The organism is Rhodococcus sp. 06-470-2 (assembly GCF_002258235.1).
Taxonomy (GTDB): domain Bacteria; phylum Actinomycetota; class Actinomycetes; order Mycobacteriales; family Mycobacteriaceae; genus Rhodococcoides.
Map to the genome: position 1 here is coordinate 71,030 of NZ_NOYB01000010.1, position 12,400 is coordinate 83,429.

General features: G+C 65.6%; 12 protein-coding genes. 3 read left to right on the top strand and 9 right to left on the bottom strand.

What is annotated here, in order from left to right; genetic code table 11:
• Positions 1-6: 6 nt before the first annotated feature.
• The 3 genes from CH276_RS03690 to CH276_RS03700 all read right to left on the bottom strand — a co-directional run bounded on the left by CH276_RS03690 (position 7) and on the right by CH276_RS03700 (position 3,168).
• The gene (locus tag CH276_RS03690) at positions 7-792 is read right to left on the bottom strand and encodes an alpha/beta fold hydrolase (RefSeq protein ID WP_094630678.1); all 786 of its coding nucleotides are present in this window, start codon (positions 790-792) and stop codon (positions 7-9) included.
• A gap of 95 nt (positions 793-887) precedes the next feature.
• Positions 888-2,489, bottom strand: coding sequence for an ABC-F family ATP-binding cassette domain-containing protein (locus CH276_RS03695; protein ID WP_094689100.1), 1,602 nt, complete (start codon positions 2,487-2,489; stop codon positions 888-890).
• Between the two features lie 133 nt (positions 2,490-2,622).
• Positions 2,623-3,168: a hypothetical protein gene (locus CH276_RS03700; protein ID WP_094630568.1), complete on the bottom strand. Its 546-nt coding sequence runs from the start codon at positions 3,166-3,168 to the stop codon at positions 2,623-2,625.
• Positions 3,169-3,259: 91 nt separating this feature from the next.
• Between CH276_RS03700 and CH276_RS03705 the strand changes: the two genes are divergently transcribed.
• The 3 genes from CH276_RS03705 (at position 3,260) to CH276_RS03715 (ending at position 7,637) form a co-directional block, all read left to right on the top strand.
• A complete protein-coding gene (locus tag CH276_RS03705; RefSeq protein WP_094630567.1) occupies positions 3,260-5,089 on the top strand; it encodes a penicillin-binding transpeptidase domain-containing protein in 1,830 nt (609 codons plus the stop codon).
• A gap of 95 nt (positions 5,090-5,184) precedes the next feature.
• On the top strand, positions 5,185-6,846 hold the full coding sequence (locus CH276_RS03710; RefSeq protein ID WP_176459137.1) for an NTF2-like N-terminal transpeptidase domain-containing protein: 1,662 nt from the start codon (positions 5,185-5,187) through the stop codon (positions 6,844-6,846).
• 44 nt (positions 6,847-6,890) lie between these two features.
• Positions 6,891-7,637 (top strand): sulfite exporter TauE/SafE family protein, encoded by a 747-nt coding sequence (locus CH276_RS03715; RefSeq protein WP_032396677.1) that lies wholly within the window; start codon positions 6,891-6,893, stop codon positions 7,635-7,637.
• A gap of 75 nt (positions 7,638-7,712) precedes the next feature.
• Here the strand turns inward: CH276_RS03715 and CH276_RS03720 are convergent, their stop codons facing one another.
• From CH276_RS03720 to CH276_RS03745, 6 genes are read right to left on the bottom strand one after another with little or no spacing between them, the layout of a single operon-like run.
• Positions 7,713-9,029 carry an FAD-dependent oxidoreductase gene (locus CH276_RS03720; protein WP_094630566.1) on the bottom strand — a complete coding sequence of 439 codons (1,317 nt, stop codon included), beginning with the start codon at positions 9,027-9,029 and terminating at the stop codon, positions 7,713-7,715.
• Positions 9,026-10,081, bottom strand: a complete 1,056-nt coding sequence (locus CH276_RS03725; protein ID WP_094630565.1) for an ArsO family NAD(P)H-dependent flavin-containing monooxygenase — start codon at positions 10,079-10,081, stop codon at positions 9,026-9,028. Before CH276_RS03725 ends, CH276_RS03720 begins: the two co-directional genes overlap by 4 nt.
• Before the next feature lie 5 nt (positions 10,082-10,086).
• Complete coding sequence (locus CH276_RS03730) at positions 10,087-10,503, bottom strand: arsenate-mycothiol transferase ArsC (RefSeq protein WP_094630564.1); 417 nt, start codon at positions 10,501-10,503, stop codon at positions 10,087-10,089.
• Positions 10,500-10,922, bottom strand: coding sequence for an arsenate reductase ArsC (locus tag CH276_RS03735; protein WP_032396673.1), 423 nt, complete (start codon positions 10,920-10,922; stop codon positions 10,500-10,502). Before CH276_RS03735 ends, CH276_RS03730 begins: the two co-directional genes overlap by 4 nt.
• A complete protein-coding gene (arsB, locus tag CH276_RS03740) occupies positions 10,922-12,010 on the bottom strand; it encodes an ACR3 family arsenite efflux transporter (protein WP_094630563.1) in 1,089 nt (362 codons plus the stop codon). Before arsB ends, CH276_RS03735 begins: the two co-directional genes overlap by 1 nt.
• Complete coding sequence (locus CH276_RS03745) at positions 12,007-12,369, bottom strand: ArsR/SmtB family transcription factor (RefSeq protein WP_094630562.1); 363 nt, start codon at positions 12,367-12,369, stop codon at positions 12,007-12,009. Before CH276_RS03745 ends, arsB begins: the two co-directional genes overlap by 4 nt.
• Between the last annotated feature and the right edge of the window lie 31 nt (positions 12,370-12,400).

Here is a 12,400-nt window from a genome sequence, read left to right on the forward strand (position 1 = left end):
CTCAGGTCACCTGCCCCAGAACCGTTCGAGGACGCCGAGCACTTCTGCGGAGGCCGCCATCGTCGTCGCATGATCGAATCCGCGGATGACATGCAATTCGGAGTTCGGGACCAACGCTGCGGCAGCGCGCGTGTCGTCGAGCCGGGTGCCGTCCTGCGAGCCGACGTAGAACAGCGACGGCCGGGTGAAGTGCTGCAACGTCACGTCCGGTAGTCCGGGATCGGCGTCATTGGCTCGGATGTACGCGGCCATTGCCTGAGCGTCGTTGGCGGAGAACACCGCTCGCGTACCGGGATCGATCGGAAACATGCGGTGGTTGTTCCACGCCTCGAGGAACCCGTCCATGCCACTGTGCTCCAACACATCCGCGCATCCCGGGAAGAACAGGCGATCGAACGCTCCGGCCTGAGCGCCGTGACTACCGCCGCCCACGGCCAGTGATCGCACTCGTTCGGGCCTCGCCGCGGTCAACGCCAAGCCCGCCCGGGCCCCGAACGAATAGCCGAGATAGTCGACGGTGTCGACACCCACTGCGTCGAGCACTGCAGTCAGATCGCCGACGATGATGCTCATCGCATACGCGTCGGGAGTATGGGGCTTGTCGCTGCGGCCGTGCCCGCGACTGTCGATCAGAATCAACTGCCGACTGCCGCGCAGCGCCTTCACATACCCGAACGTCCGCCAGATCGTGTGCGTCAGAAAACTGCCGTGCACCATCAACAACGGTGGGCCTGACCCCACCACCGTGTACGCAATCCGTGTCCCATCGTCTGCATTCGAGGCGTACTCCACCCCGCGATTCTTGCCCACTGCGCCTGTGGGTCGCTCCGCAGGCTCCACTCCGGTCCACTCAACGTGACATTGACCCCCGAAAAGGCCACTGAATGTCACATTGACTCCTCACGGGTGGGCGCTTCTCGGGCCGACTCGACGGTTGGGGTGAGGTCGATGGTGCGGGTCGGGCCGATGGCGTCGAGGAACGGTCGATCGTGGCTTGCGACGATCAGTGCACCTTCGAATGTCTCGAGTGCGTCGATGAGGTGTTGTCGGCTGGTGATGTCGAGGTTGTTGGTTGGCTCGTCGAGCATCAGTAGTTTCGGAGCGGGCTCTGCCAGCAGAATTCGTGCCAGTGCGGCGCGCAGTCGCTCTCCTCCGGAGAGGGTCGCGACGACGGCGTCGGCGTCGGATCCGCGGAACAGGAAGCGCGCGAGTTGGCCTCGGATTCGTTCGGCGGTGGCCTGTGGCGCGACGTCTGCGACGTTGTCGGCGACGGTGCGAGTCTCGTCGAAGATGTCGAGTCGCTGCGGTAGGTACTTCCACGGAACCTCGGCTCCGGTGGCGTCCAGAGCCCGTAGCAGTGTGGTCTTGCCGCTGCCGTTCGGCCCGACCAGAGCGATGCGTTCGGGACCGACGACAGTGAGCTCGTCGTGGGTCAGAACGACCTGTCCGGGATGGACTTTCGTTGCCGGGAGGTCGACGCGTATCTCGCGGTCGTCGCGCACGAGGTCCTCGGCGGCCGAGAGCGACGATCTGGCGTCGTCGACGCGATCGGTGTGGGTACCGCGTAGCTTTCCGGCCGATTCCTGTGCGGCGCGTTTTCGCGCACCCATGATGATCTTGGGTTCGCGCTTCTGCTCTTCCATCTTCTTGCCGTACCGCAGACGGCGGTCGAGTTTGATTCGGGTGTCGATCAATTCGCGTTCCTGCTTGCGGACGTCGTTCTTCGCGTCGCGGACCGTTGCCCGCGCCGCCTCCTGTTCGGCGTCGACCACCGAGCGATAGTGCCGGTAGTTGCCGCCGAACATGCGCAGCCGCGAGACTCCACTGCGCTCTGCCCGCACCTCGGCGATGGAGTCGACGCGTTCGAGCAGTTCGAGGTCGTGAGTGCACACGATCAGCACACCCGAATACCCGTCGACCGCTGTGTACAACCGTTGTCGCGCAACCCGATCGAGGTTGTTGGTCGGTTCGTCCAGCAGTAGTACGTCGGGCTCGGCCAGTAGCTCCGCGGTGAGAGCGAGCAGCGTGGCCTCGCCGCCCGACAGGGTGCCGATTCGGCGATCCAGGTCGTGGAGGGACCCGACGACGCTGCCGAGGCCGAGCTTGTCCAGCAACGCCAGAGCGCGCTCCTCGATGTCCCAGGCCGACCCGACGATTGCGAAGTCTTCCTCGTCGGCGGAACCGGATTCGATGCGATGCAATGCTTCTCGCACCGAATCGATGGCCAGTACCCGATCCACGGGTAGATCGGGGTCCAGTGTGATGTCCTGTCGCAGGTAGCCCAAGACGCCCGGCATCGTGATGGAACCTCGTTGCGGTACCAATTCCCCGGCGAGCAAGCTCAGTAAGGTCGACTTCCCCGCGCCGTTGGAACCGACGAGACCTGTTGTGCCGCTGGTAAAGATGGCCGACAAGGCGTCGAACACGGGGTCGCCGTCGGGCCAGGAGAACGTCAGGTTCGAGACAGAAAGGGAGGATGAATGAGGCATGGGCGCTCCAAAGGTGTGCATGCGGACGATCTGCAGGCGTCTAGGACCTTTGGAAGAGCAATGGCCTCTCCGAATCTGTGGGCAACAGGGCAGGACCCACGCTAACCCCGAACCCCGCGAGCGCGCAATCGAATTAGATCGTCGGGCCCTTCTTGCGTAGATCGTCGACCGTCTCCATGGCGCCGCGGAGCTCGTCCAACCACTCCTGGGTGTGTTCTCCGACCAGCTTGACGGCCCACGCGAGGGCGTCCGCGCGGGAGCGAGCGACGCCGGCGTCGACGAGGGTGTCCAGGACGCGACGCTCGGGCTGACGCAGGCGGGTCATGACCGGTACCGCGAGGTGGGTGAACAGGACCACGTCGGATCCGGTTCTCACCCCCCAGGCGACCTTGCGTCCGTATCGCTTCTCGGCCTCGGCGGCGATCTGCATGCGGTCGCCGCGGGTCGTTTCTCGGAACCGTGCGATGCGACCCTCGTTGGTGGCCGGTGAACTGTCCGGCTCTGCAGGCAATGTTCCGACGACGACGATCTCCTCTCGGTCGACCTCGACCGAGGCGGCACCGTCGAACCAGGTGTCCGGGAGTCGGCCACCGAACCAGTCGGCGGCGTCGGTGGCGTCCGGAATGTCTGCGTGGTGCCAGCCGCCGGGGCGGCCGAACGAGCGTCCGTTGGGTTTCATGAGGATTCCTTCGGTTGTGTTGTAAGACTGATTACATAATTACACATCATTTCGAGATCGTGCCACCAGTGTTTCGCGTACGCACTGGGGCATGATCGACCCCGTGCGCACTTCGAGAAGACCCACGACTCTGGCCGCGATCGTGTCCGTACTGGCATTGGTGCTCGCCGCCTGCGGTCAGAGTGGGCCCGATCAGCCGCAGACTGTCGCCGAGCAGTTCGCCGCCGCGGTCAACAGTGCGAACATCGACCAGGCGGCTGCGTTGACCACCGATCCGGCCGGCGCGACGGCAGCCCTCACCGAGCTGTACGACGGGCTTTCGGCAGGCGGAACGGTGACGGCAACTCCCGATTTCGAGGCCACCGACGCCAACGCCGATACCGGCACGTTCACGTTGAATGCCGGTTGGCGCTTCTCGACGACCACCGACGGCACCGCCGAACCCGACGGCGAGCCGAAGGAATGGAACTACACGACCTCTGCGACCGCGGCGGAGACCGAGCAGGGCTGGAAGATCACCTGGGACCCAGCGATGTTGGTGCCGGGCCTGACGGCCGACTCGTCGGTGCGCTTCACTCCGACCGATGCGCTCGTCGCGCCGCGCATCTTCGACGGCAACGGCGTCGAGCTGATGTCGCAGCAGGTGGTCACCCTGGTCAACGTCGATGCGACGGCCGATCCCGTGGCTGTCGCGAACCTCGTCGGATCCGTCGTCCCGGGTATCACCGCCGAGTACGTCACCTCGACTGTGGCTGCAGCGCAGGGTAATTCGGCCACCATCGTATTGCTTCGTCAGGCGGACATCGACCCCATCGGTGCTCAGCTCGCGACCGTCCCCGGAGTCACCCTGGCCCCGCAGACGCGGCTGCTCGCCACCGACCGCAACCTGGTGTCGCCGGTCCTCAACGACCTCACGACGCTGTGGGAGCAGGAGCAGGCGGCCAATCGTGGATGGGCGGTACAGGCTGTTGCAGCGGACGGCACCGTCACTCCGCTGGCGGGACGCGATGCCGGAACCGGCGACGATATTGCGACCACCCTGGATTCGGCACTGCAACTCAAAGCCGAGAATGCCCTTGCGTCGCTGCCGCAGCAGGCGGCCATCGTCGCGCTTCGGCCGTCGACGGGGGCGGTTCTGGCAGTGGCGCAGAATGCCGCCGCCGATGCCGAGGGCCCGATCGCGCTGACCGGCCTGTACCCGCCGGGGTCGACGTTCAAGACGGTGACCACCTCGGCTGCACTGCAGTCCGGTGCCGTCACCCCCGATACCGTGCTGCCGTGCCCGGCGACGGAGAACATCGAAGGCAGGCAGATCCCGAACGACGACAACTTCGATCTCGGCGACGTGCCGCTCCACACCGCCTTCGCCAAGTCCTGCAACACGACGATGGGCCGCCTCGGTGTGGCACTCCCGCCGAACGGACTGACCGACGCGGCCGCGCAGTACGGCCTCGGCGTCGACTACGTCACCCCCGGTCTGACGACCGTCACCGGCTCGGTCCCGTCGGCCGACACCCCGGCGCAGCGCGTGGAGTCCGCCATCGGTCAGGGACAGGTGACCGCGTCGCCGTTCGGAATGGCGCTGGTCGCGTCGTCGATCGCGAACAACGGATTGCTGCCGCCGACGGTCGTCGTCGGAGAGCCGGGCGTGGGCAACATGCAGCCGGCAGCGGTGAACCCGCAGGTCACCGAGCAGATCAAGACCATGATGCGCGAGACGATCACCGGCGGCACAGCGACGGCTCTCAATGACATCCCCGGGTTGCTCGGCAAGACCGGCACCGCGGAGTTCGGTGCCAACAACGAAGGCGCCCACGGTTGGTTCGTCGGGATCTCGGGCGATCTCGCGTTCGCGGTGTTCGTGAACGACGCGGGCAGTTCGAGCCCGGCCATCGAGGCTGCGGGTCGTTTTCTGCGGTGAATCGGCTGCGGCCGAGTCTCAATCGTGACCGGCTCGTATGAATCCCGTGCTTGTTACTCGTGTGACTATAGTGAATATTGTGACTCATGAGTTCTATGAGTCGTGCCCGTCGTGGCCCGCGCAAGGTCCGCGGTCGCTACCTCGTCGCCGTTGCAGCATCGGCGACGTTGACGGTCTCGGCAGTGTTCTGGATGGTCGATCGCCCGCCGAGCGAGGCCGAGGTGCTGGTCTCGAAGTTCGTCGACGCCCTGGACAACCGCGATGTCGCGGCCGCTGCCGCGATGACGACCTACCCGAACGCCGCGACGGCCGCGCTGAACCAGATGTTCGACGGCTTGTCGGCCGGTGGCACGTCCACCGGTGACTTCGACCTGACCCAGTACATGGACCTCTCGGACGAGAGTGGATTCTTCACCCTGGCGTCCGCCTGGAACTTCGGTGAGGGCAAGGACTGGAAGTACAGCGCACAGGGCTCGACCAAGAAGCTCAGCGTGGGTTGGCGCATCGCGTGGGATCCGGCCACCCTCGTCCCCGACCTCACCTCGGGCGGATCGGTCCGCTACACCCGGACCGACGCCGCCCCGCCGCTGATCTTCGACGCCGCGAACAACGTGCTGATGAGCGAGCGCACCATCAACGCCATCTCCCTCGACCCGGCGCAGATGAGCGATCCGGCCACGTCCACGGCGCGACTAGCGGATGTCATCGACGTCGTCGCCCCGCTCATCACCTCCGAATCGATGCTGGCCGAACTGAATTCGGCCGGCGGCGCACCGATCACCGCCGTGACCTTGCGTGACGACGACTTCGCCGTCCTCGAAGACGACCTGCGCGCCGTGCCGGGCGTCGTGGTCTCGCCGCAACCCAAACTGATCGTCGACGATCGTCGGATCACCTCTCCCGTGCTGGATTCGCTGCGCGCCGCATGGCAGGAAGGACGCGACGCCACCGCAGGCTGGGCCGTCGACACCTACACCGTCGACGGAACGGGCGAACGCCGCGTCGGATTCCAAGGACCGGGTGGGCCGGACCTGCACGCGACACTCGATCCGCGTATCCAGTTGGCAGCCGAGAATGCGGTCGTCATGGCGGGATCGTCGGCGTCGATCGTCGCCGTGTCCACCTCGACCGGCGCGATTCTCGCTGCGGCACAGAACAGTTACGCCAATGAGCAGGGCGACGTGGTGTTCGGGGGCTCCTACCCAGCAGGCACCGCGTCTGAGCTCGTGCGGGCCGTGCAGTCCGATCGCGGCGACGACAGTGCCGAAGACGCAGCTGCCGGCTTGGGTCTCGGTATCAACTACTCGATGCCGGGACTCGACGCCCACACAGGATCTCCCGCCGCCAGCCGCAGTGCGATCGACGGCATCAGGACCGTGTCCACTGCCTCCGGTGACGAGGCGACCGTGACTCCGTTCGGACTCGCGCAGATGGCAGCCGCGATCTCTCGGGGCAGCGCTCCGACTCCGGCGATCGTCGCGGGGCAGACCGCAGTCGCCGATCGAGAGTCCAAGGCAATGGGGTCGGATGCGGTAAACCGGTTGCGCGGCATACTCGCCGACTCGTCGAGCAGTAGCGGTCTCGACACGTTCGACGGTGTGCAGGGATTCGCCGGGGACAGTGGCGACGATCGCTTCGTCCTCGCCACCAGTGGTGACGTCGCATTCGCGGTGTACATCGAGGACGCGGACGGTGGAGACCAGGCAGTGCGGATGACGAGCCGGTTGCTGCAGGAGATGGCGAACCCCGTCGAATGAGCCTGAGGTTCAGGCCAGATAGTTAGGCGCGGTAGTTTCATTCGGTGACTGTGCTCGATTTCGGACTTCTGGTGGTGGCCGGGTTCTTCGCCGGGCTCATCGGGTTCGTCACCGGGCTCGCATCGCTCGTGTCCTACCCTGCTCTGCTCGCAGTGGGTTTGCCTGCGGTATCGGCGAACGTGACGAACACTGTTGCGTTGGTCGCGGCCGGTGTCGGAGCGACGGTGAGCTCCTCGGCCGAGCTGGCCAAGGACGGTAAGCAGTTGGTTCGCTACGCGATCTACTCGGCGCTGGGCGGCACCACGGGTGCGATTCTGCTGCTCAACACGCCGGACGGTTCGTTCGAGGTGGTCGTGCCGTTCCTGGTCGCTATGGCAGCCATCGCGCTACTGCTGCAGCCGAGTATCCGAAAGCTGTCCGGAGGCAGGCAGTTTCCGACGCTCTATCCGCTGGCGCTGTTCGCGGTCGCGATCTACGGCGGCTACTTCGGGGCCGGGGCCGGGGTCATCTTCCTCGCGCTGGCATTGATCTGCACGGCGGATACGTTCTGGCGCGCAAGCGTTCTGAAGAGCTTCTTCCTCGGTATCGCGAACCTGATTGCCGCGATCATCTTTTCGTTCTCCGGTCAGGTGAACTGGTGGGCTGCGCTCGCGCTGGCGATCGGTTGCTTCGCCGGCGGTGCCTGCGGGCCACCGACGGTCAAGGTGATCTCGCCGATCATTCTGCGTATTGCGGTCGGGATTCTGGGGCTCGGTCTCGCCGGGTGGCTGGGGTATCAGGCCTTCGGCTGAAGCCGTAGGTGAGCTGACCGTCCACTATTCCGGCCGGGCGGTGCGATCCCGCTTCCGAAGCGAAACAGTGGACAGTCAGGTCAGTTGTGCCTCGGCTTCTCGGGGCACGCTGCAGCAACCGCCGCTCGACGGGGCGTCGGGCTCGTCGAACAGGCCCGCGCCGCCGCAGACTCCGGTGTCGGGAAGCGTCAGCTCCACTTTCCGCGCGCCCTCGTGGTCGCCGGCGAGTTCGGCTGCGATGCTGCGGACCTGCTCGTATCCGGTCATCGCCAGGAATGTCGGTGCACGGCCGTAGCTCTTCATGCCCACCAGATACAGGCCCGGCTCGGGCTGGGTGAGTTCCTCGACGCCGTGCGGTGACACCGATCCACACGAATGCAGGTTCGGATCCACCAACTCGGCGACGAACTTCGGTGCCTGCAGGGTGGGGTCGAGGTCGAGACGAACCTCGGACAGCCAGGACAGATCCGGGCGGAACCCGGTCAGTGCGACGACGCGGTCGACGTCATCGATGCGCGATCCGGTGTCACCGATCAGAGCGAGCCGATCACCCTCCACTGCAACCGTTTCGGTGCGGAAGCCCGAGACCACGGTGAGGAATCCGTCGTCGACCGCCTTCTTGGCGCGCTGACCGAGAGCGCCGCGAGCGGCCAGTTCGTCCGCGTCCCCGCCGCCGAAGACCTCCGCGGTCACGCCTCGACGCACGGCCCAGGTGAGCGTCGTACCGGGCTCTTCCGCGGCGAGTTCGGCGAAGGTGATGATCGCGGTCAGCGCGGAATGGCCGCTGCCGGCGATGACGATGTGCTTGCCTGCGAACGTGGATCGAGTGGCCGGGTCGGTCAGATCGGGAACACGGTAGTCGATCCGGTCTGCGGCGGTCTTCTCGCCGATGGCCGGAAGTCCCTCGCTGCCCAGTGGATTGGGTGATCCCCAGGTGCCGGACGCGTCGACGACCGCGCGGGCGAGGATGCGTTCCTCGCTACCGTCGGAGTGGCGGATGTGCACCGACAGCGGCTCGGTGTCGCGGCCGGCGTCGACCACCCGGTCGCGTCCGCGGCGAGCTACGCCGACCACCTCGGAGTCGGTTCGGACCACATCGCCGAGAACGGCGACCAAGGGCGCGAGATACCGCTCCACCCATTCGCGTCCGGTGGCGTAGGTGTCGCCGTCCGGCGCGGTCCAGCCGGTGGATTCGAGCAGCCGGACGGCCGCGGGGTCGACGACCTCGGACCACGGGGAGAACAGTCGAACGTGATTCCACTCGGACACTGCCGATCCGGCAAACTTTCCGCGTTCGAGAACGACTACCCGGGAACCGGTTTCGGTCAGATGCGCCGCGGCGGCGAGACCGATGGGCCCTGCGCCGACCACCACTACGGGGTACGTGTTCATGACTGATCCACCTTTCTGCTGTTGACGATGGTGTCCACGGCTGCACGCGCTGTGCGGCCGACACCGATGAGCGTTGCCGACGCCGGGCCGGTCCAGTCGCCGTAGCCGAGAAGAATCAGGCTCGGTTCACCTCGAACATGGTTGCCGTCCAACACGATTCCCGACCCGTCGGCGTGCAGGTGCAGTGGCCGCAGGTGATGCAGAGCAGGGCGGAACCCGGTGCACCAGACGATCGCATCCAGCCGCTCTGTGGTGTGCCCGTCGGTGACACCGTCGGAGGTGAGCGCGGTGAACATCGGCCTGGCATGCAGAACTCCACGATCGCGAGCCTCTCGCACCGGCGGGACCATCACGATGTCTCCCAGACCGGCGACCCCGCCGGAATCCGCTGCGCCCTCGGCAAGAGCGCGAGCTCGATCGCTGGCGACATCGAACAACACTCGGCCGTCCACATCGTCGGGGAGAAACCTCGGCTCGCGGTTGGTGAACCACGTGGTGTCGGCGACAGTGGAGATCTCGGCCAGAATCTGCGCAGCCGAGTTCCCTCCACCGACGATGCCCACGCGCTTGCCTGCGAAGGAATCGGGCACGCGGTAGTCAGCGGCATGCAGCTGGGTCCCGCCGAACTCGCGCATGCCCGGGTAGCTCGGCCAGAACGGTCGTGACCACGTCCCGGTGGCATTGACGATCGTTGTGGCGCAGAAGGAGTCACCGTCGGTATCGACTCGATAGTCGTCGGTCGTACGATGCACCGACTTCACCTCGACGGGCCTGCGCACCGGCAACTCGTACTTGTTCTCGTATGCCCGCAGGTAGTCCACGACGTGCGATGCCGGAGGGAACCCGCTCGGCCAGCGTGGCATCGGCCAACCGGGGAGTCTCGAGTACTCGGCAGGCGAGAACAGGTGCAGCGACGGCCAGTAGTCCTGCCAGGAGCCTCCCGCATGCGTCTGGTCGTCGAGGATGACGAAGTCCAGCCCGGCTCGTCGCAGGTAGTAACCGGCGGCCAGTCCTGCCTGACCGCCGCCGATCACCACCACCTCCGAGTTCATTCGAGTCAACCGTCGGTGTCGCGCAATCGGGACACGAGTTCCTCGACTCGAGCGGCGATGTCGTCGCGCACCAGACGCATCCGTTCGATTCCGTCGATACCGCGTTCGGACGGCTCGTCGGTGTTCCAGTTCTCGAACGTCGGACCGTCGACGGGATCGACCCTCGCCTCGCTCCCGAGGGTGATCGCGTAGTCGATGCGAGACAACAACTTCGGGTCGATCGGTTTCGGCTGTTCACCGGCCAGGTCGACGCCGACTTCGAGGAGGGCCTCGGCCGAGAGTGCATTGACCGTTCCGCTCGGCTTCGTTCCCGCCGAGTGCACCTCCACCGCATCGCCGACGGCCTTGCGCATCAGACCGGCCGCCATCTGAGACTTGCCGCCGTTCTTGACGCAGACGAACAGCACGCTCGGTGTCGTCATGACACCGAACTCTGCTTGGCCGGAACCAGTTCGGCGATCAGGTCTTCGATGCGGCTCCTGATCTCGTCGCGAATCGGCCGGACCGCCTCGACGCCTTTGCCTGCCGGGTCGGCCAGTGCCCAATCGCGGTAGCTCACTCCGGGGAACACCGGGCACGCGTCACCACAGCCCATGGTGATGACGACGTCGGATGTCTCGACGGCCTCGGGGGTCAGAATTTTCGGGGACTGGGACGAGATGTCGATGCCGACCTCGGCCATGGCTTCGACTGCCGCGGAGTTGACGGTGTCCGCGGGAGCGCTTCCGGCGGAACGCACTTCGACGGTGTCACCGGCGAGATGAGTCAGAAATCCGGCGGCCATCTGAGATCGGCCGGCGTTGTGAACACAGACGAACAGAACGCTGGGGGTGGCGGACATCAGAATTCCTTCGGGGACGTGGTCGTGGACTCGGCGGGGGAGAAGCGTTTGCGCAGTGCGAGCGAGACGTAGACGAGGCCGACCAGTACGGGCACCTCGATGAGTGGTCCCACGACTCCGGCGAGGGCTTGCCCGGATGTCGCCCCGTAGGTGGCGATGGCGACGGCGATCGCGAGCTCGAAGTTGTTGCCTGCCGCGGTGAACGCGAGGGTGGTGGTGCGTTCGTAGCCCAGACCCATCGCGGCACCGAGAGCGTAGCCGCCGCCCCACATCACCGCGAAGTACACGAGCAGTGGCAGCGCGATACGCACCACGTCGAACGGCTGTGACGTGATCCGATCACCCTGCAGCGCAAAGAGAACGACGATGGTGAACAGCAGGCCGTAGAGCGCCCACGGGGCGATCCTGGGGATGAACTTCTCCTCGTACCATTCGCGGCCCTTGGCGCGTTCGCCGAAGAAGCGAGACGCGAATCCCGCTATCAACGGGATTCCGAGGAAGATGAGGACCGAATTGGCGATCTGCCACGGCGACGCCTCGATGGTCGTCTGGTCCAGGCCCAGCCAGCCGGGCAGAACCGAGAGGTAGAACCATCCGAGGACCGCGAACATGAACACCTGGAACACCGAGTTGATCGCGACCAGAACCGCGGCGGCTTCTCGGTCGCCGCAGGCGAGGTCGTTCCAGATGATGACCATCGCGATGCATCGAGCGAGGCCGACGATGATCAGGCCGGTTCGGTACTCGGGCAGATCGGGGAGGAAAAGCCATGCGAGAGCGAACATCAGGGCCGGACCGAGGACCCAGTTGAGCACCAACGAGCCGATCAGCAGGCGCTTGTCTCCGGTGACGGTATCGAGGCGGTCGTAGCGAACCTTGGCCAGTACCGGGTACATCATGATCAGCAGTCCGATGGCAATCGGAAGTGACACTCCGTCGATGGAGATGGCCGACAGCGTGTCGTTCAGCCCGGGGATCATGCGTCCCAGGAGCAGACCCACGACCATGGCCACGCCGATCCACACGGGCAGGAACCGGTCGAGGGTGGAGAGCTTGCCGACCACGGCAGTATCGGTTTTCGTACTCATGCCATGACCTCCGTGGACTCTGCAGCGTTCAGCACGGCGGAAAGTTGCTGCAGCGCAGCGGGAATCACCGAGTAGTAGACCCAGGTGCCGCGGCGTTCGCAGTCGAGCAGCCCGGCTTCGCGCAACACCTTGAGGTGGTGCGAGATGGTGGGTTGGGAGAGGTCGAATGCGGGGGAGATGTCGCAGACACATGCTTCGCCGCCTGCATGGCTGGCGACGAGGCTGAGCAGGCGAAGCCGCACGGGATCTCCCAGTGCTTTGAACATGCGGGCGAGATCTCCTGCCCAGTCCGCGGTGAGGGGCTCACGGATCAGCGGCGAGCAGCATTCGCCGTCGACGGGACGGTCTTGATTCGACATCCGTCTATATTGACGTCTACCGAATCAGGCG